19 protein-coding genes are annotated in these 21310 nt (G+C 70.4%); 8 read left to right on the plus strand and 11 right to left on the minus strand.

The window, feature by feature from the left end; translation table 11 throughout:
* Positions 1-173: 173 nt before the first annotated feature.
* On the minus strand, positions 174-764 hold the full coding sequence (locus FHU30_RS40250; protein WP_253882972.1) for a TetR/AcrR family transcriptional regulator: 591 nt from the start codon (positions 762-764) through the stop codon (positions 174-176).
* An 88-nt stretch (positions 765-852) separates the two neighbouring features.
* On the opposite strand from FHU30_RS40250, the gene FHU30_RS40255 reads away from it, so the two are divergent.
* The 3 genes from FHU30_RS40255 (at position 853) to FHU30_RS40265 (ending at position 3933) form a co-directional block, all read left to right on the plus strand.
* A complete protein-coding gene (locus FHU30_RS40255; protein ID WP_253882973.1) occupies positions 853-2043 on the plus strand; it encodes an MFS transporter in 1191 nt (396 codons plus the stop codon).
* Entirely contained in the window at positions 2040-2426 is a 387-nt protein-coding gene (locus FHU30_RS40260; protein ID WP_253882974.1) for a nuclear transport factor 2 family protein, read from the plus strand. The genes FHU30_RS40255 and FHU30_RS40260 overlap by 4 nt, the downstream gene beginning before the upstream one ends.
* Positions 2427-2721: 295 nt before the next feature.
* Positions 2722-3933, plus strand: a complete 1212-nt coding sequence (locus FHU30_RS40265; protein ID WP_301323427.1) for an IS110 family RNA-guided transposase — start codon at positions 2722-2724, stop codon at positions 3931-3933.
* Between the two features lie 147 nt (positions 3934-4080).
* Here the strand turns inward: FHU30_RS40265 and FHU30_RS40270 are convergent, their stop codons facing one another.
* On the minus strand, positions 4081-5388 hold the full coding sequence (locus tag FHU30_RS40270) for an IS256 family transposase (RefSeq protein ID WP_372503903.1): 1308 nt from the start codon (positions 5386-5388) through the stop codon (positions 4081-4083).
* A gap of 285 nt (positions 5389-5673) precedes the next feature.
* On the opposite strand from FHU30_RS40270, the gene FHU30_RS40275 reads away from it, so the two are divergent.
* A complete protein-coding gene (locus FHU30_RS40275; protein ID WP_253882975.1) occupies positions 5674-7107 on the plus strand; it encodes a glutamine synthetase family protein in 1434 nt (477 codons plus the stop codon).
* A 250-nt stretch (positions 7108-7357) separates the two neighbouring features.
* Here FHU30_RS40275 and FHU30_RS40280 read toward each other — a convergent pair whose 3' ends face one another.
* The 6 genes from FHU30_RS40280 to FHU30_RS40305 form a co-directional block, all read right to left on the minus strand.
* Entirely contained in the window at positions 7358-8215 is an 858-nt protein-coding gene (locus FHU30_RS40280) for a sulfotransferase-like domain-containing protein (RefSeq protein WP_253882976.1), read from the minus strand.
* Positions 8212-9903 carry a diaminopimelate decarboxylase family protein gene (locus tag FHU30_RS40285; RefSeq protein WP_253882977.1) on the minus strand — a complete coding sequence of 564 codons (1692 nt, stop codon included), beginning with the start codon at positions 9901-9903 and terminating at the stop codon, positions 8212-8214. The genes FHU30_RS40280 and FHU30_RS40285 overlap by 4 nt, the downstream gene beginning before the upstream one ends.
* Entirely contained in the window at positions 9900-10604 is a 705-nt protein-coding gene (locus FHU30_RS40290) for a 2OG-Fe dioxygenase family protein (protein ID WP_253882978.1), read from the minus strand. The genes FHU30_RS40285 and FHU30_RS40290 overlap by 4 nt, the downstream gene beginning before the upstream one ends.
* 69 nt (positions 10605-10673) lie before the next feature.
* Entirely contained in the window at positions 10674-11939 is a 1266-nt protein-coding gene (locus tag FHU30_RS40295) for an ATP-grasp domain-containing protein (RefSeq protein ID WP_253882979.1), read from the minus strand.
* Positions 11940-12149: 210 nt separating this feature from the next.
* Positions 12150-12536: a tautomerase family protein gene (locus FHU30_RS40300; RefSeq protein WP_253882980.1), complete on the minus strand. Its 387-nt coding sequence runs from the start codon at positions 12534-12536 to the stop codon at positions 12150-12152.
* Between the two features lie 27 nt (positions 12537-12563).
* Positions 12564-13055: a hypothetical protein gene (locus tag FHU30_RS40305; protein ID WP_253882981.1), complete on the minus strand. Its 492-nt coding sequence runs from the start codon at positions 13053-13055 to the stop codon at positions 12564-12566.
* A gap of 474 nt (positions 13056-13529) precedes the next feature.
* On the opposite strand from FHU30_RS40305, the gene FHU30_RS40310 reads away from it, so the two are divergent.
* The 3 genes from FHU30_RS40310 to FHU30_RS40320 all read left to right on the plus strand — a co-directional run bounded on the left by FHU30_RS40310 (position 13530) and on the right by FHU30_RS40320 (position 17280).
* Positions 13530-15194, plus strand: coding sequence for a nitroreductase/quinone reductase family protein (locus FHU30_RS40310; protein ID WP_253882982.1), 1665 nt, complete (start codon positions 13530-13532; stop codon positions 15192-15194).
* A 403-nt stretch (positions 15195-15597) separates the two neighbouring features.
* Positions 15598-15918: an STAS domain-containing protein gene (locus FHU30_RS40315; protein ID WP_253882983.1), complete on the plus strand. Its 321-nt coding sequence runs from the start codon at positions 15598-15600 to the stop codon at positions 15916-15918.
* A gap of 141 nt (positions 15919-16059) precedes the next feature.
* Positions 16060-17280 carry an NAD(P)/FAD-dependent oxidoreductase gene (locus FHU30_RS40320; protein WP_253882984.1) on the plus strand — a complete coding sequence of 407 codons (1221 nt, stop codon included), beginning with the start codon at positions 16060-16062 and terminating at the stop codon, positions 17278-17280.
* Positions 17281-17364: 84 nt separating this feature from the next.
* Here FHU30_RS40320 and FHU30_RS40325 read toward each other — a convergent pair whose 3' ends face one another.
* The 3 genes from FHU30_RS40325 to FHU30_RS40335 form a co-directional block, all read right to left on the minus strand.
* Positions 17365-18819: a sialidase family protein gene (locus tag FHU30_RS40325; protein ID WP_253882985.1), complete on the minus strand. Its 1455-nt coding sequence runs from the start codon at positions 18817-18819 to the stop codon at positions 17365-17367.
* Positions 18820-18966: 147 nt separating this feature from the next.
* On the minus strand, positions 18967-19887 hold the full coding sequence (gene hemF, locus FHU30_RS40330) for an oxygen-dependent coproporphyrinogen oxidase (RefSeq protein ID WP_253882986.1): 921 nt from the start codon (positions 19885-19887) through the stop codon (positions 18967-18969).
* A 113-nt stretch (positions 19888-20000) separates the two neighbouring features.
* Entirely contained in the window at positions 20001-20780 is a 780-nt protein-coding gene (locus tag FHU30_RS40335; protein ID WP_253882987.1) for an alpha/beta fold hydrolase, read from the minus strand.
* Positions 20781-20842: 62 nt separating this feature from the next.
* Here FHU30_RS40335 and FHU30_RS40340 point away from each other — a divergent pair, with 62 nt between their 5' ends.
* Positions 20843-21262, plus strand: coding sequence for a MarR family winged helix-turn-helix transcriptional regulator (locus tag FHU30_RS40340; protein WP_253882988.1), 420 nt, complete (start codon positions 20843-20845; stop codon positions 21260-21262).
* Positions 21263-21310 lie beyond the last annotated feature (48 nt).

A 21310-nucleotide genomic window follows, 5' to 3' on the forward strand; every position in this document is an offset into this window, starting at 1 on the left:
ATTCGGACAGCCCTAAAGCGAGGGATCCGTTGGCGGGATGGCCGTGCTGGGCGAGGTCGGAGGGCAGGACGCTGCTGGGCCGGTCTGGCTGCGTCGGGGCATGCGTGCCCCCTGGGCGGAGGGCTGGCGCGTCCAGGGGCGTCCACTCCCAGGGTGAGCAGCCGCAGGGATCGTCAGGTCGCGTTAGGGGCGCTGGGGGCGCTGGGGGCGCTGCCTTCACGGGCGGCGAGGGTGCGGACGGCGTCGGCGATGGCGGGGCGGAGCGCGTCCAGCGAGTGGTCGGGGCCGAGCAGCATGCGCCTGATCTGGGGCATCGCCAGGGGCCAGGCGACCAGGCCCAGCGTGAAGAGCATCAGGGTGCCCGGGTCGCCGGAGGCGCTCGCCGCGGCGCCGGCCTTGTCCAGGTAGTGGGCCGTCCGCGCCTCCTCGTCGGGGACGGGCCCGTCGCCGAGTTCGAGCGCCTCCCACATGAGCAGGCGCAGGGCCTCGGGGTGGTCGCGGTGGTACTCGAACAGCCGCTCGGCGTAGGCGCCGAGGTCGCCGCCGTCCACCGGGACGGCCGCGGCGAGGTCGGTCATGAGGCGTTCGAGGACGGCGGCGAAGAGCCGGTTCTTGTCGCCGAAGTAGTCGTAGATGGCCCGCTTGTTGGCCTCGGCGTTCGCGGCGATGCGGTCGACGCGGGCGCCGGCGACGCCGTGCTCGGCGAACTCGGCGGACGCCGCGGCGAGGATGCGTTCCCGGGTGGCGGCTGAGTCGTAGGCCATGCCCGCATTCTAACGAACCGGTTCGTTTGACACGGCGCGGGGTCGCGGCGCAAGATCGAACCAACTAGTTCGTTCGATTGGAGGCCGGATGGTCGCAGTACGAGCGCCGGCGGCACGGCCGGCGCTGTTCACGGCGATGGCGGTGTGCAGCGGCGCGACCGTCGCCAACGTCTACCTCGCCCAGCCGCTGCTGGATCTGTTCGCCCGCGGGCTCGGCGTCTCGGCGGCTGCCGCCGGGACCGTCGTCACCTGCGCGCAGTTCGGGTACGCGGGCGGCATCCTGTTCCTGGTGCCGCTCGGCGACGCCCGCCGCCGCCGGCCGCTGCTGGCCGCGCTGCTGACCGTCACCGTGGTGATGCTGCTGGCGGCGGCGGTGGCGCCGGGCCTCGGCGTGCTCGCCGCGGCGACGGCCCTGGCCTGCGGCGCGACGGTGGTGCCGCAGGTGCTGATCCCGCTGGCCGCCGAGCTGGCGCCGCCCGAGCGGCGGGCCGGCGTCGTCGCCAACGTCCAGATCGGCCTGATGACCGGCATCATCGGTTCGCGGGTCGTGGGCGGCCTCGTCGGAGAGGCGCTGGGGTGGCGGTCCGTCTACCTGCTGGCGGCCGTCCTCACCGCGCTGGCGGGCTCGGTCACCGTGTGGCTGCTGCCCGCGGAGGCCGATCGTCCCGGCGCGGCCTACGGACGCCTCCTGGCGTCACTGCCGGGACTGCTGCGGCGGGAGCCCGCGCTGCGGCACGCCTGCCTGCTGCACGGCGCCCTGTTCGGCGCCTACACCGCCACCTGGACGACGCTGGTCCTCGTCCTGACGCACGACCCGTACGGCTACAGCACCGCAGAGGCCGGGCTGTTCGGCCTGCTCGGGCTGTCGGGAACGGTAGCGGCGCCGTGGGCCGGACGGTTCATCGACCGGCGCGGCCCGGTCCCGATCCTGGCGGCGTCGGCCGTGCTGACGCTCGCCGCCGCCGGTGCGTACGCCGCCGGACGCGCCGTCCTCGCGTGCATGGTGGCGGCCGTCCTGCTGGGCAACCTCGCCGTGCAGTGGAGCCAGATCGCCAACCAGGCGCGCATCTTCGCGCACCTCCCGGACGCGCGGAGCCGCGCCAACACCGTCTACATGGTCGCGGCGTTCCTCAGCGGCGCCGTCTCCGCGGCGCTGGCGAGCGCCGTCTACAGCTCCTACGGATGGGGCGGCGTCTGCACCGTGCAGGCCCTGCTCGCCCTCGCCGGACTGGCGGTCGTCCCCGCCGTCCGGCGCCACGACTCGAAAGGGAACTCATGACCTTCCCCGCTATGCCCGCCGCCGTCCTGCGCTTCTTCGCGGCCTCGCAGGAGGGCGACGCCGAGGCATGGGCGTCCGCCTTCGCCGCCGACGGCGTCTTCCACGACCCGGTCGGCCAGCCGCCGATCATCGGCCGGGAGGCCATCGGCGACTTCATCGCCTCGGTCCTGCCGCAGTTCCGGCCCTTCCTCGGGCTGACGCCACTGGAGGCCCACACGGTCGGCACGTCCGTCGCCGTCTCCTGGCGCGGCGCCGCCGTCTCCCTGTCCGGCGCCCCCGTCAACTGGTCAGGCATCAACATCTACGAACTCGACGAAGACGGCCTGATCCGCGAAGCCCGCGCCTACTTCAACCCCCGCATTTTCCAAGCCCAACTCCCCTAACACAAAGACCCCGCCCCCGCCCCACCAACTCCCCAGCGCCCCCCGTTATGTTTTTCGTGGTCCTGCAAGAGGGCCGCTGGCCTCCGGGCCCGGTATGACTGTTCCCCCCTGTCGAACCGATGACCTGGGGGGTGGTGTCACCGGGCCCGAGAGGTGTCGTCGGAGACGCTGATGAGAGGCCCGACCACCGCCTGGCCGGGCGCAACGCCCGACCGTCCTCGGGCGGCAGGTCTGCATAACGTGGATGCGCGAGTACGGCACCGACGCCGAGGCCGGCGTCCGGAACTTCCCTGGGATGGTGGGAGTGGTCAGCACCCAAGACGTGGGCGTGTTCCTCGGTCTGGACGTCGGTAAGAGCTTCCATCACGGGCACGGACTGACACCGTCCGGCAAGAAGGTCTTCGACAAGCAACTGCCCAACAGCGAACCGAAGCTGCGCACGCTGTTGGACAAGCTCACCAGCAAGTTCGGCACCGTCCTGGTGATCGTGGACCAGCCCGCATCGATCGGCGCCCTGCCCCTGGCCGTCGCCCGGGACGCCGGCTGCAGGGTCGCCTACCTGCCCGGCCTGGCGATGCGCAGGATCGCCGACCTGTATCCGGGCGAGGCCAAAACCGACGCACGTGACGCCGCGGTGATCGCAGACGCCGCACGCACCATGCCGCACACCCTGCGGACACTCGAGCTGGCCGACCAGATCACCGCCGAGCTGACCGTGCTGGTCGGGTTCGACCAGGACCTGGCGGCCGAGGCCACCCGCACCAGCAACCGCATCCGCGGCCTGCTCACCCAGTTCCACCCCAGCCTCGAACGCATCCTGGGCCCGCGCCTGGACCACCCCGCCGTCACCTGGCTGCTGGAACGCCACGGCTCCCCGCAGGCTCTACGCAAAGCCGGACGCCGCAGACTGATGGAGACCATCAGACCCAAGGCCCCGCGCATGGCAGCCCGGCTGATCGACGAAGTCTTCGACGCCCTGGACCAGCAGACCGTGATCGTCCCCGGCACCAGCACCCTCGACCTGGTGATCCCCTCACTCGCCCGTTCCCTGGCAGCCGTCCACCAGCAGCGACGGGCTCTTGAAACCGAGATCGAAACCCTGCTGGAGGCCCACCCTCTTTCCCAGGTCCTGACCTCGATGCCCGGAGTCGGAGCCAGGACCGCCGCCGTCCTGCTGGCCACCGTCGGCGACGGCACCAGCTTCCCCACCCCCGGCCACCTGGCCTCCTACGCCGGCCTCGCCCCCGCGACCAAGTCCTCAGGCACCTCGATCACCGGCGAACACGCACCCAGAGGCGGCAACCGGCAACTCAAACGCGCCATGTTCCTCTCCGCCTTCGCCGCCCTCCACGACCCAGCCTCCCGCACCTACTACGACCGCTGCCGCACCCGCGGCAAAACCCACACCCAAGCCCTCCTCCGCCTCGCCAGACACCGCATCAGCGTCCTATTCGCCATGCTCCGCGACGGCACCCACTACGAACACAGACCCCCACGCCCCGCTTGACGAAAGACATAGAGGCACCCCCCCACACACACCACCCCCGCCCGAGCCAAACGCTCGGGCGGGGGTACCTCCGCGCTTCTCGGGTCCTCGGTGCGAGCTTGTAACTCGAGGTGTGTAAAGATGATCTTGTGGTGGGTCTGGTTGTGTTTACCGGATGCGGCCCGGGTAGGCCTGGGCGAGTTCGTTGAGTGCTTCGGGCCAGCCGTAGGTTTTGGTGCCCTCGACGAGTCGGGCGGGTTGGAAGGGATGCTTGTCGCCGTTGGCTCGTTTGGCGGCGCGTTCGCGGGCGCGTTTGTCCTCGATGTTGACGATGGCCAGCCACAGCAGTTTGACGACTGCGTCGTCGGTCGGGAAGTGGCCGCGGGCCTTGGTGACCTTGCGGAGTTGGTAGTTCAGTGACTCGATGCTGTTGGTGGTGTAGAGCAATCGGCGGACTGCGGGTGTGAAGGCCAGGAACGGGGTGACCTGTTCCCAGGCCGTCTCCCACACTTTCACCGCCTGCGGGTAGCGTTTTCCCAGCTCGCTGGTGGCCAGGGTGGCCAGGGCGTCGAACGCGGCGTCGGCGTCGACGGCGGTGTAGACCTTCTTCAGTTCGGCCGCGACCGCGGCGCGGTCCTTGCGTGGGACCGGCCGCAGTGCGTTGCGGATCAGGTGGACCACGCAGGTCTGGACGGTGGCGTGGGGGAAGGCCGCGGTGATGGCGTCCTCGAACCCGCCCAGCCCGTCGCAGCAGGCGATCAGGATGTCGGTGACTCCACGGTTGCGCAGGTCGGTGACGACACCGCGCCAGAACCCGGCGCCTTCTCCGACCGGGCCGTCGGCGGCCTTGGGCACCCAGATGCCCAGCACGTGCTTGTCGCCGTCGGTGTCGATCCCGACTGCCAGGTACGCCGGCTTGTTGTGCACGACGTGGTTGTCGCGGACTTTCACCACGATCGCGTCCAGGAACACCACGGCATAGACGGGGTCGAGCGGGCGGCGCTGCCAGGACTTGACCTCCTCCATCACCTGCTCGGTGATCCGGGAGACGGTCTCGGGACTGAGCCGGGTCCCATACACCTGGTCGAGGTGGTGGACGATGTCACGGACCGTCATGCCGTGCGCGTACAGGCTGATGACCATGTCGTCCAGGCCGCCGGAGACGCGCCCGGCGCGTTTGGGCACCAGCATCGGCTCGAAGCTGCCGGCCCGGTCCCGCGGCACCGCCACCTGAACCGGCCCGACCCCGGTCTGCACCGTCTTGCGGATCTTCCCGTTCCGGGCGTTGCCCGCCACCGCGCCCGCGCCCTGCACATGCCGGTCATAGCCCAGATGCGCGGTCAGCTCGGCCTCCAACGCCCGCTCCAGGACGGCCTTGACCAGATCACCCAGCATCGAGCCCTCACCGGTCAGCCGCAGCCCGCCGTCCTGGTCCCGGGACCTGGCCAGCAACTCATCCAGCAGCCGATCGTCCATCAGCTCCCGGATCGGACGACGCACCGTTTCCTGCTCGGACTCACCCACCTCCAACACGGTAGCCGGAAGATCACTTACGGTGGTCGAGGTGGTGCCGTCGACACCATCGATCACAGACATGACGTGTGGTTCTCCCCCCGAAGAACGTGGGCGCTTCGCCCACTGATCACTTGCTCCCCAACAAGATCACTTTCCACACCTAGAGAGATACCTCCCTCGGTGCGGTCTACGTCGGGGGTTGGGCTGATCGGAGGGTGGCGGTTGGGGGCTGTCCGGGGAGTCGATTTGTGGGGGTCGGGGGCGGGGTATGGGCGGGGTGTTGTTGTCGCCGAGGTGCGCGGTGGGGAATGTTCGATGGACGAGGGCGAACGGTCGCGGCGTGCCGAGGCCGGGCGGGGCGCCGCTGAGGAACTGCTGGCGCGGCAGGTTAGCGGTGTCGTCCTCACCTGGGTGGACACCGGCGGGATCACGAGGGCCAAGGCCGTCCCGTGCGGGCGTCTCGAACACGCCGCCGCCTGGGGCGTCGGGATGTCGCCGGCGTTCGACTTCTGCATGCTCGACGACTCGATCCTGAAGGGGCCCTTTTCGGCCGGTCCGGTTGGGGACCTGCGGCTGCATCCGGATCTCGATCGGCTGGCCGTCTTGGCCGCGCTGCCCGGCTGGGCCTGGGCGCCTGCGGACCGGTACGACCTGGACGGACGACCGCATCCGCGGGACGGCCGGGGGCAGGCGCGGCGCGCTGTCGAGCGTCTCGGCGCCGACGGATTCACCGTGCGCGCGGCCTTCGAGGTCGAATGGTCGCTGTCCCTAGGGCACGGGGACGAGTTTGTGCCTGCGTGCGGAGGCCCGGCATACGGCATGACCCCCTTCATGGAACAGGCCGACTATCTGCGGGACGTGCTGGACGCGCTGACTGCGACGGGTGTTTCGGTTGACCAGATCCACCCGGAGTACGCGGCGGGACAGTTTGAGGTTTCGGTGGCTGCAACGGATCCTCTCGCCGCTGCCGACACGTTCGTCCTTGTACGGGAGACGATCCGCGCGATCAGCCACCGCCACGGCATGCGCGCGAGCTTCGCGCCGATGGTCACGACCGATGGCGTCGGCAACGGCGCGCATGTGCACCTCAGTCTGTGGCGGGACGGACGCAACCTGATGTCCGGAGGTGACGGAGGCTACGGGCTCACGCCGACCGGTGAGAGCTTCGCTGCCGGAATCCTGTCCCGGCTGCCCGCGCTGCTAGCGATCGGCGCGCCGTCGGCGGCCAGCTACCTGCGGTTGATCCCGTTCCACTGGGCGGGCGCGTTCGCGTGCTGGGGATGGGAGAACCGCGAGGCCGCGCTCCGATTCGTCCCCGGGGCTTCTGGCGATGGCGCCCGAGCCGCCAACTTCGAGATCAAGAGCTTCGACGCCACCGCGAACCCCTATTTGCTGATGGCCGCCCTGCTGGCCGCCGGCCAGACCGGTCTTGCCGAGAAGGCCGTGCTCCCGGCTCCCGTCGACATCAACCCTGCGAAGCTCGAACCGTCGCGCAGCGTCCCGGCGCTGCCGTCCTCGCTCGAAGAGGCCGTCCAAGCGCTGGAGAGCGACGACGCGCTGGCCGAGGCGCTGGGCGAACCGATGATCACGGCCATCACCGTCGTCCGCCGAGGCGAAGCCGCCCTCTTCGACTCGTGCACGAACGAGGAGATCGTCGCTCGGACGCGATGGCGCCACTAGCTCTCTTGACATGCGGCATTCGTGGCGTTCGATCGGGCACGACCGGGGGGCTTTTGTGTGCCGGGGTGTCGGGCTAGGGCCTGTTTCGAAGTGGTCTCGGCCATGCGCGCGAACGCGTGACCAGCGCGGTGCCGCGACGCCGGAGGCGAGCGGCACCGCGCTGATCGCGAAGCGATGCCGCGTTCGCCCAGGCACGGTCACGGAGCGAGCCGCTAGGCGAGCGCAGTGGGCCGGGACTTTGAAACACAGTCTAGTCGGCGCCGGCCAGGTCGGCGCGGCTCATGATCTTGTCATGGATCTCGACGGCCTGGTGGTAGATGCGCCTGCGCTGCGGGTCCGGCTCGGTCAGGGACCAGTCGTGCGGGATCTCGGGGTCGGGAGGGAGGACGCCGCGGCTGGCTTCCAGGACGCGGTGCCACTTCTCCTGGGAGTCGCGCTCGTCCGGTGACCACGGCCTGATCCTGCCGTCAGGCCAGCTCGTCATGCGGGCGTCGAAGTCGAGGCCCAGCCAGTCGCACAGGTCGCGCAGGACGCGCCTGGGGTCCCGGCGGAAGCGGTCACCTTCGACGATCCGTCCGGGATAGCCCAGGTCGTCCACGATGCGGCACCACATCCGGTCCAGGGCGGTGAAGCCGAACTCGTCCTCGGTGAAGTCGGGCTTGAGGCGGCTGAGCGACAGCCACACCCGCGCCGGGTGGCGGACGACGAAGATGTTCGTCCACGCGTCGAGGCTCTCGTCCGGGACGTACGGTTCGGCTTGGAAGCACAGGTCCTTGATGAGCGGGACGGGCGCCGCGATTGCGCCGACCTGCGCTCGCACGTCGGCCATGCCGTACGCCGACTTGTGCGGCTGGTCGCCGTAGCGGCCACTCCGGCGATGTTCGCTGAAGTAGTAGCAGTCGGTGAACGGTTCGTGGACGGGCGCGACGTCCGGATGCTGCGACAGGCTCTTCTCAAGGGCCGTCGAGACCGAGCGGGGCACCGCCCAGAGCGCGACCGCGTACGTATCCTTGTCGGCCGCGCTCAGCCGGACGGAGGAACCGGTCCGGCCGGTACGGCGTTCTCCTTCCGGTGATCTCCTCGTCCGCCGGCCGATGTGGTCGTTCACCGCGCGCCTTTCCCCTCGACGGTCGGACGAGCCGGAGACGCTGGGCTCATCAGGCTCTCGTAGGTCTCGGCCTCCCAGGCGAGTTCCACGGACTCCCCCGAAACCGTCACCGTCGCCGGACGAAGCCGGTTGAAGCTGGTGGCGCGGGAGAACCCGTAAGCCCCGGCGTCCTGGACGACGACGTAGTCTCCGGCGCTGAGTCCCTCGGGCAACTCGACGCCGACACCGAAAACGTCGCCCTCGTAGCACAGCGGCCCGCCCACGAGGCACGGCCGAGTACGACCGTCGTCGGGGACGAGCGGAACGAAGCCGTGCTTCTCGGCAACTCCGGCGGTCGGCATCAGGCTGAGCCCACCGTCCAGCAGGATCCAGCGATGTTCTCCGAGGTCCTTCCTGCCGACCACGCGCGTCAGCAGAACACCCGCCGCCGACACCAGGGCACGGCCCGGCTCGGCGAACACCATCAGGTCGTCAAGCCCATGCCGGTGCAGCACCCCGGCAAGCCCCTCCGCGAACAACGCAACATCGAACCGCCTCCGTAGCGACGCAACGGCCCCGTCCCGCTCACCCACTCTCGCGGCCGCCGCACGGTCGATACGCTCGCGTTGCGACGCAACGGAACCGTCCTGACCATCCCCCGCCGCTACTCCCGCAAGGTCGGGACGCGCGCGTTGCGACGGAACGGGAGCGTTCAGGCCATCGGCCGACACCGCACCCGCACGGTCGGCACGCTCGCGTTGCGACGTGACGGGATCGTCCCGGCCATCGGCCCTCACCGCACCCGCAGGGTCGGGACGCGCGCGTTGCGACGGGGCGGACGCGTCCTGACCGTTGGCTCCCACTGCTCTCTCATGGGCAGGACGCTCGTGTTGCGGCGGGGCGGGAGCGTTTTCTTGGGGCGTTTGGGCGGGGGGTGGGGCGCTGAGGGTGGCGATTGCGCCGGGGGTTCGGTGGATGCCTTCCACGCCGAAGCCGCCGCCGATGTTGAGGACGGTCAGGGCTGTGCGCGTGCGGAGGTGCGCGGTCCAGGCGCAGACCGCGTCCAGCGCGGCGAGGAGGTTCTCGGCGCGGACGATCTGGGAGCCCAGGTGGCAGTGGACGCCGGTCAGGCGCAGCAGGGGCTCGGCCATGATCCGGTCGGCGATCTCGTCGGCGGCGCCGGTGGCGATGGGCCAGCCGAATTTGGACGGCAGCGCGCGGGTGGCCAGCGCGCCGGGTTCGGCGAAGACGTTGTGCGGCGGGTAGACGCGCAGGCCCACCGGCAGCGGGCCCGTGCCGCGCTCGGCGGCGAGCCGGGCGAGGGTGCGGATCTCCTCGGCGCCGTCGATGTTGACGAAGACGCCGTGCTGGAGGGCTTCGGCCAGTTCCTCTTCGGTTTTGACCGGTCCGTTGAACACGATCCGGTCGCCGGGGACGCCGCAGTCCAGGGCCGCGCGGAGTTCGTAGCCGGACACGACGTCCACGCCGAGGCCCTCCGCCGCGAGCGAGCGCACGATGGCGGGCAGGTAGTTGGTCTTCAGTGAGTAGAGGAGCCGGACGCCGACCGGGTTCAGGACCGACGCGAGTCTGGTGGCGTCCTCGCGCAGGCGGTCCAGGGACACGACGTACAGCGGCGTGCCGAAGCGGTCTCCGAGCGTCCGGAGGTCGCAGGCGGAGAAGCCGGGCACGACTCCGTCGGCGGCCGTCACCGGACGACGTTTCCGGTCGCCGCGCGTTCGAATTCCGGGCCGTACTTCCGGTCCGCCCACCGGTTGAACGCGACGATCCACAGGTCGCGGTGGCCGCCGGAGCCGTCGCGCGGGACGATGTCGGTGGCGTGGTGCCACATCGCGGCGTCGTCGTACACCAGCGCCTGGTTCGGCTGGAGCGTGACGGTGAGGAACGGGTCGCCGCCGCCGGTCGGCATCAGCTGGTTCTCGCCGCCTGTGATGTTCTCGCGCGCGAAGACGGCGAGCATGCCGTACTGGTGGCCGTCGCGGTGCGGGCCCTCGGGCACGGAGACGCCGCGCACCTCGGCGTTGGCGACGACGCGGCACTGGTGGACGTTGATCTGCCAGGCGTCGGTGGCGTCCAGCCCGAGCGCCTTGGCGCCCGCGTCGATCTGCGCGGTCGGGTCGATGCGCAGCGGCTCGAACCGGCGCTGGACGCCTCCGACGTAGGAGTTCACCTCGGGTGATTGCAGGAAGGGGCGGTGTTCCAGCAGTTCGAGGGTCCATGACTTCGCCGGCCCGTCCCATGTGATCCTGTATTGGGAGAAGCGGCGGTAGCGCTGCTTCCCGCCCGCATAAGGGTCCAGCGGCAGGCGGGAGAATTCCGCCATGATCTCGGGGCCCGGCTCCGGAATTTCGATGACCTTGTAGTTGTCTCCCGCGGGGCTTGGGGGATTCACGTGCCTACTCCTTGCCTCGGCATGCGATAGGTCGGCAGGCGGCGTCCCGGCATGGGGATTCCTTGTCATTCAGGGGCGGTCGACAAGGAATGAGATCTGGTTGAAAGCGGCTTCCGCGAGCCGCTGCGCCTCTCCCGCAGTGGACGCCACGGCGCGCACCTGCCCGTACGTTTCGTGGTTGCTCACAAGTGCCTCCACCCGGTCGCCCTCACCGACCGAGAGAAGGACCTCGACGACGCCTGGAGCATCGCGGGCGGCTTCGAGACCGTCGATTCGCCGGAGGGTCCCGGAGATCGGGAAATTGATCTTCCGGGTGGCCGCGCCACGCCTTTCCGTGACGGTGAGATCGGGACGGAGTCCCACGTGCATCGCCAGGGCCTGCCGGCGGGTCGCGAGCCCGAGGGCGGCGTCCATCAGCTCCGGGATGTCCTCACCGGCGAGGCGCGCGTTGATCTCGATGAGCCGGGGGCCCCTGGCGGTCATGCGGACCTCGGTGTGCGCGGCGCCGAAGTCGTGCCCGATGGCGTGCAGCCCCGCGACGGCGGTGTCGCTGAGTTCCGCGGTGACGCGGTCCGGCAGCAGGCTCGGGAAGACCTGCGCGGTCTCGGCGAAGTAGGGATGCGGGCTGACCGATTTGTCGACGACACCGAGCACGCTGACCTGCCCGTCCACCGTGAACGTCTCGACGCTGACCTCGTATCCGGCGCAGTACTCCTCGATCAACGCGCCCGGAGGGCGGGGCTGCCCGCGCCGGTCCTCGCGGCGCGCGGCGATGCCCGCGAACAGCCGCGCCACCTGCCCCGCGTCCCGGCCCAGTGCCACATCGGTGCTGGCCGACTCGGTCATCGGCTTCACCACGCAGGGGAAGCCGACCTTCTCGGCGAACGCGACCGCTTCGTCAGCGCTGAGCGCGTGCCGGAAGTCCGGCGCCGGCACGCCGGCGGCACGGCAGGCCTCGCGCGTGCGCAGTTTGTTCCGCGCCAGCGCGGCGGCCTTCGGGTCCAGGCCCGGAAGGCCGAACTCCCGGGCCGCCTCGGCCACCAGTGGAAGGTTGTAGTCGCACTGCGTGAAAACACCCCTCACCTCTCGGGTTTCGGAAATGTTCCGCAGCGCGTCCACGATGGACGCCGCCGAATTGGTGTCGGACGCCATGACCGAAACATCGTCCCGGTCGAATACCTCGGCGAACCGGTGGACTTTGGCGTACCGCTGGAGATCATTGGTCAGGAAGACCGTGCTGAGGCCCAGTTCCGCCGCCACGACGGGCCACAGGATTCCCTCCGGAGTCAGTTGCGCCTCGACCACGACGAGCGTTTCCGTGCCGCGACGTCCCATCCGTCACGTCCCTCTCAGGCAGCGAAGATGATATTTAACAGCGGTAACACGACTCGTCAGAAGGAGAACACAATCCGAATGGTCTGACAAGCACCGTCCGATTGGCAAACGGACAGGCGGGTGTGTCAGCGGGGGTAGGTGCTCCTCATGGCGCCGAAGTAAGCCTCGGGCGGCATCCTCGACGCCTCGCGCCGGGTCGGGGCCCGAAACTCACAGGTCGACGCGGTAGTTCAGGGTCAGCTCGTCCGCCGGGACGCCGCGGATCCCCCAGTTCACCTTCGGCATCTCCACGATCGTGATCTCGATGTCGTCCGGCGCGACGCCGAGGCCGGGGACGAGCCGCTCGTAGACCGCGCGGATCAGGTCCCGCTTGGCGTCGTCGGACCGTCCCGTGAAGCAGAGGACCTCGATGATCAGGTACTGCTCGCTCCGCTGCGGACAGATCATGTCGTCCGCGTCCAGTAGCAGGAACCGATGGAACCGCTTCCCCGAAGGCAGCTCCCACGCCGTTTCGAAGCACTCCTGCAGCAAGTCGGAGACGGTCCGCTGCCGCCCTGCCCAGATATCCCGTCGTCCGTAAACCTTCACCTGCGCCATCCACCGGATTCTGCACTACCCGGCGGGTCAGCAGGTACCGGCCACCAGGACGGTTCCGCCTACGAAGCCGAAGCCGGCCGCGACCAGGCCGACGCCCGTGTAGGCGAGGGCGGCGCTGGCCACGAGCATGCCGGCGCCGATGGCGCAGCTCGTGCCGACGTCGTAGGTGCTCAAGCCGTCGAGCTCGGCTTTGGCGAATGACTTGATTCCACCGTGCGCGCGGCCTATTTCCAGCGTCCTTTCGATCGCGGCGGGCGGGGCTTCGGAGGCGCGGATGAGTCGCTCTATCGCCTCGTCCTCGATAGGGGCGATGGCTTCGAGGACGGCGTCCTTGTCGGATGCCATTCGACGGATGGCCGTGTCGGCGCGTTCCTGGCCGTCGCGCCCCTTCGGGAATGGCAGGCCGTCGGCGGCGAGAGCAGCCGGAATCATCAGCTCTCCGGCGTCCATGAGGAAGGCGATGAGGTATTCGGGATGAGCTGGAGTCCTATCGGGACTGGCCCGGTTCACGTCGTTCATGGCGAGTATGTACCCAGCGCGAGCAGGTGGTCACCGGTGCGGGGACGGCTTGACGAGAGGTGTGGATCTTGCGTTGAATGGTCCGCGGTGCCGCGTGGCGTGCGCAGGGAGCCCTGGGAGAGGGCCGGGCCGCGGACGAGTGGGCGAGCACCGCGAGAGCCCGAAGGGGATGATGCAGGTGGCCGCCTACCGCATGGATCGCGCCTAGCCGCATCGCGCCGACGCCGTTCGCGGCGGTTCCGGCCTGCGCTCCTGAGCGCCTTCCGGCTTGTGCTCCTGGGCACCTTCCTGCCTGCCCCCTGAGCGCTTTCCGGCTTGTGCTCCTGAGCGCCTTTTCCTGGACGCCGTGAACGCGTCGCCAGCGCATGCGCCCGTTTTTTCCATGGGACCGCTCGTCCCATTCCTTCGCCGCGCCGGCGCCTTTCGCCATGCGCGGAATCACGCAGACCTTGGAGAGTCTTGACCACTCCGTTCGTGGATTTCAACCGTCAGATCATCGAGGAGTTCCGCGCCCATCGCGGGCGCGTGGGCGGCATGTTCGAAGGGGCCAGGCTGGTGCTGCTCACCACCACGGGCGCCCGGACCGGCCGTCCGCACACCGTCCCGGTCGGGTTCCTGCCCGATCCGGGACGGCTGCTGGTCATCGCGTCGGCGGGCGGCGCCGACCGGCACCCGGCCTGGTTCCACAACCTGGTGGCGCATCCGCGCGTCACCGTCGAGACCGGCCCGTTCACGCTGGAGGCGGACGCGGTCGTCCTCGACGGCGAGGAGCGCGCGCAGATCTGGGAGCGGGCGGTCGAGTCCGACCCCGGGTGGGCCGAGTACCAGAAGAAGACGGCACGGGTCATTCCGGTCGTCGCGCTGCATCCGGTCCGGATGTCCTACGCGGACCTGCCCGAGGGCGAGCTGCTCCGGGCCGTCCATGACGCGTTCCGGCGCGACCTGCGGGCGATCCGGGACGAGGTCGCGCGCGGGCAGGGGCTCGGGGCGCAGCTGCGCGTCAACTGCCTGATGTTCTGCGGCGGGATGCGGCACCACCACCAGAATGAGGACGGCGACCTGTTCCCCTACCTGCGCGGACGCCATCCGGAGCTGGCGCCCGTCCTGGACGGCCTCGGCGAGGAGCACGAGGTGCTCGCCGGCCTCCTGGACGAGCTGCAGCAAGCGGTCGCATCCGAGTCGGACGATCTGGCGGCGCTCGTCGACCGGCTCGTCACGCGAATCGAAGCGCATCTGGACGGCGAGGAGGCGCAACTCGTCCCCGTCCTGAACGCGCTCCGACGCCCCAACCGGATCACCAACCCGGACACCTTCGAAACCGTGCACAAAGCACTGGTCGAGATGAGCGCGGGCCCGCCGCCGCTTCCGGCGGACGCCGACATCGCCGAGCCGTTCGCGCTGCCGGTGAAGGGCCGGTGGGCGAACGCATCCGGACGCGCGGCAAGGGACGCAGGCGTCGTGCTGTTCGCGCACGGCGGCGGCTTCGAGCAGAGCCGCCCCGAGCTCGACCAGTTGGCGGCCTACCACCTGTCCAAGGCGTCCGGCCGTCCGGCATTCGCCGTGGACTACTCGCTGGCACCCGGGCACCCGTTCCCGGCCGCCATGGACGAGCTGGTCGCCGCCTACCGCGCGCTGCTGGCCCAGGGCGTCCCGGCGGAGCGGACGGTCCTGTTCGGCGAGTCATCAGGCGCGACGCTCGTCCTCGAAGGCCTGCTCGCGCTGCGCGCGCAAGGCGCACCGCTGCCGGGCGCGGTGGTGGCGGTCTCCCCCATCACCGACTTCACGATCACGAGCCCGTCGGTCGACGCACCGGCCGGCCCGGACGCGGTCACGCGCGAACTCCTCGAACGCATCCTCGGCCAGTACCTGAACGGGCTGCCGAACGACCAGGCGCCGCAGTCGCCCCTCCACGGTGACCTGTCCGGATTGCCGCGCATGCTGCTGGCGGTCGGCGGCAACGAGGCGCTTCTGGACGATTCGCAACGCTATGCCGACGCGGCGGCCAAAGCGGGCGTGGACGTCACGCTGGACGTGTACGAAGGGATGCCGCACGCGTTCCAGCTGACCGTCCTCGCGGAGCAGCGACCCGCCGTCGCCACCGTCTACCTCGAACGCCTGTCCACCTGGCTGACCGCCTGACGCGAAGCGCCGCCGGTCCCCGCGACCGGCGGCGCACCCCCGCGACCGGCATCGCCCCACGAACCGCACCGCCCCACGAACCGCGGCGCCTCTCGACCCGCGGTGCGGCGCGCGGTGGGGGTATTTCCGGAAAACCCGGTCCGCTCGGCTCTGTCCAGGGGGAACGCGGGACGCGGCCACGTCGAGCGGCGGGGATTGTCGGGTGATCTCGTGCCGTGGCCGGTAAGCTACGGAACGCAACCGACGGGACACACCTTGAGGCCATGGCATCCCGGCCTGCGCGGGGCGCTGCGGCGGCGCCTCCCCGGACCCACGGCGGCACGTGTCCGGCACATCCAGCACCAGCCGAGCCCTCGCGGCGAACTAAGAGGCTCCGCTCCTGCGTGCGCCGGAAGGGATCGCCATGGAGCAGCTCCGACTGCGCGTCAGCCCTCAGACCGAAGGCCATCTCGTCACCGTCGCCGGGGAGCTCGACCTGGCCACCGCGCCGGCCCTGCACCACTGCCTGCGCCAGCTCCTGGAGGAACCCGGAACCCAGATCACCGTGGACCTGTCGGAGGTGGAGTTCATCGACGGCAGCGGCCTGGCCGTCCTGCTGCACGCCGAGCGCCAGGCCCGCACCCGCCGCCGCAGCCTCCTGCTGCTCACGCCCGCCCCGCGCGTCCAGCGGCTGCTCCAGGTGACGCGCACCAAGCGCCGCTTCTTCATCTACCCCCACCTCTGAGCAGCGGTGATGTCCGCTCAGGTGCAGGTGGCGTGTCTCCTGTCCGTCCGAGAACGCCGGCTGTAACGTGCGGGCCGTGACCGAGGAGGCATCTCCCGCGAACGCGCGCGAAGGGCTCCACGATCCGGAAGGCGACCGACCATGACGGACCCCGCGACGATCGTCCTCGCCGGTGGCGGCCTGGCCGCGGCCAAGGCGGCCGAGGCCCTGCGCGACGAAGGCTACGAGGGGCGGATCGTCCTGGTCGGGCGGGAGTCGCACCTGCCGTACGAGCGGCCGCCGCTGTCCAAGGACTACCTCCAGGGCGAGACCGAGCGCGACGCGTTCACCGTGCACGACGAGGCGTGGTACCGCGAGCACGGCGTCGAGCTGCGCCTCGGCGCCGAGGTCGTCGCGGTCGACGCGTCCGGGCACACGGTGACCCTCGCCGGCGGCGAGCGGCTCGGTTACGACCGCCTGCTGCTGGCGACCGGTTCCACGCCGCGGCGGCTGACCGTCCCGGGCGCGGACGGCGACAACGTGCTCTACCTGCGGACGGTCGACGACAGCGACCGGTTGCGCGACGCATTGGCGAAGGCGGACCGGGTCGCGATCATCGGCGCGGGATGGATCGGATTGGAGACCGCGGCGGCCGCGCGCAAGGCGGGCGCGGCGGTCACTGTAATCGAGGCGCAGTCGATCCCGCTGGCGGCGGCGGTCGGTTCGGCGATCTCCGAGGTCTTCACCGCCCTGCACCGCGAGCACGGCGTCGAGTTCGCCTTCAACGCGCGCGTGCGCGAGATCGACGGCTCGGACGTGGTCCTGGAGGACGGCTCGCGGATCGAGGCCGACACCATCGTTGTGGGCGTCGGCGCGCTTCCGGAGGTCGGGCTGGCCGAGGCGGCGGGCCTCACCGTGGACGACGGAGTCACGGTCGGGGCCGATCTGCGCACCTCCGACCTGGACATCTTCGCCGTGGGCGACATCGCCGGCGCCTACCACCCGCTGCTGGGACGGCATGTCCGCGTCGAGCACTGGGCGAACGCGCTCAACCAGCCCGTCGTGGCCGCCCGCGCGATGCTCGGCCGCGACGCGTCCTACGACAACCTGCCGTACTTCTTCACCGACCAGTACGACCTGGGCATGGAGTACGTCGGGCTCCCGGATCCGGACCGTCCGCGCCGGGTGGTCGTCCGCGGCGACCTGGACGCGCGCGAGTTCATCGCGTTCTGGGTGCAGGACGACCGGGTCACGGCCGCGATGAACGTCAACATCTGGGACGTCACCGACGACACGCAGGCGCTCATCTGGTCCAAGCGCAAGGTCGACCAGGCCCGCCTCGTCGACCCGGACGTCCCGCTCTCCGACCTCACGGATTCCTGAACCGCACGCAGACGAGCCGCACGCAGACGAGCCGCACGCAGACGAGCCACCCCGAGGAGGGTGGCTCGTCGCGGCGTCGTCCGGCTATCGCCGGGTGGTGGTGCTGGACATCGGAGGCTGGTGGCCGCTGGTCACCAGCGGTGCGACGGCCGCGCTGCGCGCGCCGCCGTTGATGGCGAGGCCGCCGGTCGGAACGTACATGGCCTCATCGAGGGTGCTGCCCGAGGGGGCGTTCGCGATGGCGAGGACCGGCCAGGCGCGTCCGCCGGAGATGGACGTGGAGATGTAGTCGCCGACCATCGCGCCCTGGCTGGTGTTGGCGACCCAGGACAGCGACATCGGCCCGGCGATCTGCGTGGACGCGCTCCAGGACGTCCCGCCGTTGGTCGACGAGGTGTACCCGGCCGTCAGCTGGCAGGTGGACGCGGTGCAACCGGCCGTCGGGTACCGGTAGTAGGCGACGGCGAGCTTGGCGGTGCCGCCCGCGGTCGTCCGGTCGACGCCGATGCCGGGGATGAAGTGGTCGCCGCCGTCGCTGGTGACGCGGGTGACCGCGCCCCAGGTCGTCTCGCTGGTCGACTTGCTCATCACGATGTCGTTGGCGGGGCAGCCGGACTGGAAGCGGCAGTCCTGCCAGACGACGTAGGCCGTCCCGGCGGAGTCGATCTCGGCGGAAGGCAGCGGGCTGGTGCGCAGGTTCCCCGCGACGGTGTGCGACTGGACGCTGGCGATCAGCACGGACGAGCGCCAGGTGGCGCCGCCGTCGATGGACCGGAACGACCGGATCTGCCCGTTGTTGCTCTCGTAGGGCACCAGCACGGTCCCGTTGGGCCGCACGACGGGCTGGCCGCCGAGGCCGGTGGAGCTGGTGGTGGCGTCCGTCCAGGTCAGGCCGCCGTCAGTGGACGTCGACATGTGGATGCGGTTGCCCGCGCCGTTGTCGTCGTACTCGGTGTAGCAGTGCCCGTAGGACGGGCTGGACGCGGTGTCGTCGCAGACGATCCAGTTCTTGTCCAGGTTGGCCGAGCCCGTGGCGTTGCGGGTGACGACCGGGTTGGCCCAGGTGTGGCCGCCGTCGGTGGAGCGGCTGGTGACCACGGCCTGGCCCACCACGCCGCTGCTGTCGGTGATCGCCAGGCCGGAGATCATCCAGACGTTGTGCCGGGCGTCGTAGGCCACCGAGGGGTCGCTGACCCGGTCGTAGGGGCCGCCGCCGAGGAACTTGGTGACACCGGGCAGGCAGCCGTTGGTCCAGGTGGCGCCGCTGTCGGACGAGGTGGCGAAGCAGATGTCGGACGATCCGCCGTCGAAGAACCGCCCGGTCTGGAAGGCCGACACGATCGTGCCGCCGTAGGAGAAGGTGTCGGGCTCGACCTGGGTGCGGTGCTGGCTGGTGGTGTTGGTGAACGGGTCGCTGCTCACCTGGGTGAGCGCGAGGTTCGCCAGGGCTGGTCCGCCGCCCAGCACCAGGGCCGCCGACCCGGCGAGCGCGGCGGCCGGAAGGGACACGACACGGCGTAGGGAAGTACGCAGGGACATGGGGAAACTCCCATCACGCGACAAAACAGGCTAAAACTCCGTCCGCGCCGCGATGCCGTCAATGGGGAGTGAGTGTCCGCATGCGGTCCGTTGTGATCAGCTGTTCAGAGGGCGATGCTGAGAAACGACCCGCGCCCGCACGCCCCTTCAGACACCTCGGCCCGCCTCGCCGGCCCAGTCGCGGGGTTGGAGGAAGCGGGTCGCGTCCGCTTCGGGGCTTCCCGGGGACGGGACGATCTCGAAGCCCCAGCGCGCCATCGGCGGCATGGACATCAGGACGGCCTCGATGTTGGCCTTGGTCTGGAGGCCGAACAGCGTGCCGCGGTCGTAGACGAGGTTGAACTCGGCATACCGCCCGCGCCGGACGAGCTGCCATTCCCGTTCGCGCTCGCCGTACGGCAGGGACGCGCGACGCGCGACGATTGGCAGGTAGGAGTCCAGGACCGTGCGCAGGCCGTCGTCCACGAACGCGAGGTAGGACGAGGGCGGGCGCCGGGACGGCTCGGTCAGCCGGTCGAAGAAGACACCGCCGATGCCGCGCATCTCGCCCCGGTGCGGGATGTGGAAGTAGTCGTCGCACGTCTTCTTCCACTCCTCGTAGCGGCCGATCTCGTGGCGGTCGCACCAGGCTTTGAGCGTGCGGTGGAAATGGACGGCGTCCTCGTCGAACCCGTACATCGGAGTGAGGTCCAGGCCGCCGCCGAACCACCATTCCTCATCGGCGATCTCGAAGTACCGGAAGTTGGCGTGGAAGGACGGCGCGTAAGGGTTCAGCGGATGCAGGACCAGCGAGATCCCGGTCGCCACGAAAGGCTTGCCGGCCAGCTGCGGGCGGTCCCGCGAAACCGCGGACGGTACCTCGTCCCCCGACACCAGCGACACGTTCACGCCCGCGCGTTCGAAGACGCCGCCGCGTTCCAGGATCCGCGCCCGTCCGCCGCCGAGCCCTTGCCGTGTCCACGGTGCGTCGCGAAAGCGCGCCGCTCCGTCCTGCTTCTCGAACGCCGCGACAAGCCGTTCCTGGTGGGCGCGCAGCAGTTCGGTGATGTGCTCGGCATGACTCGTCAAGCGTCGTCCTCCTCAGTGAAGTCGTGGGCAAGAGCGCGCTCCGCGGAAGCGCGAACCTGCCAACCATTAGGACGTTCACCGAGCCGTCCGAGATCCCGGGTCCTACGGGGCGGTCATCGCGAGGTGCTCGTCTCGCGCAGGTGGGTCTCGATCAGTGACAGGGTCGTTTCGGGCTGTTCGATCTGCGGCAGGTGCCCGGCCTCGGGAATGACGTGCAGGCGCCCGTTTCCGAATGCCTTGGCATAGGCGTCGCCGTACGCGGGCGTGGCGATGCGGTCGCTCTCGCCCCACAGGAGCAGTGCGGGCACCTGGACGCGCGCGAGCCGGTGCAGCAGCTCGGGGTCATGCATGTACGGGTCGCCGGCGAGGACCCGCATGGTCGCCATGTTGGCCTGGCGCCGCGCAAGCTCCTCGGCAGGGAAGTCGGCGGGGTCCTGGTAGAAGCGGTCGGGGTCGTGCCAGGAATGGTCGGCCGCGGCCCGCGGGTCGAGGGCGAAGAAGTCGGTGACGGGTTCGCCGTCGATGCGCACGCCCACGGCGTCGATCAGCACGAGGCCGGTGATGGCGCCCGCGGTGTCCCGGACCGCCATCTCGGCGGCGATCCAACCGCCGAGCGAGGAGCCGACGACCAAGACGTCACGCAGGTCGCGGTCGTGCAGGAGCTGCAAGTAGGCCAGGGCGAGGTCGTCGATGCCGGTGAGCCAGGCGGGACGGTCCGTGCCGTCCCAGCCGGGGTGGACGGGGGTGATCGCGTGCGCGGTGCGGGACAGCGCCTCGGCGAGCCCGGCGACCGTGGCCGGGCCGCCACCGCCGTGCAGGACGAGCACGGGCCTGCCGGCGCCGCTCTCGTGCAGGGTCAGGGACAGGTCGGGGTGAAGGTGCGTGGTAGCCATGCCCCGCATCGTAACTAAAGATCTTTATATAAGCTAGTTGAGTCATGCCCTAGACTCGTCCCGTGCATGCGGAACTCCAAGAACTCGGCAGGGCCGTCAAGCAGGCCCAGTACCGGCAGCACCGGGCGCTCGACGGCGCGCTGGCGTCCGTCGGGACGACGCTCGCGCAGTGGGACGCGCTGCGCGCGATCAGCCGCTCGCCCGGGGCCTCGGCGCGCGCGCTGGCGGCCCGGACGTTCCAGTCGGAGCAGGCCTTCGGGGCGCTCGTCGGCCGGCTGACCGCGCAGGGGCTGGTCGAGCGGCGGCCGGGGCGCGGGCGGCGCATCGACCACCACCTGACGCCCGAGGGCGAGCGCGTCCTGGCGGCCGGGCACAAGGTCGCCGACGACGTCCTCGCGCGCTGCTTCGCCGCCCTGCCGGACGCCGAGCGGGCGACGCTGCTCGACCTCCTCCGCCGCCTCACCACCGAGCCCGACGATTAACGCCGATCCCGGGCCGGGCGCATGAGAACGCCTTCCCGCACGGGGGTC

It is taken from the genome of Actinomadura rupiterrae (assembly GCF_024172125.1).
In the GTDB taxonomy this organism is placed as follows: domain Bacteria; phylum Actinomycetota; class Actinomycetes; order Streptosporangiales; family Streptosporangiaceae; genus Spirillospora; species Spirillospora rupiterrae.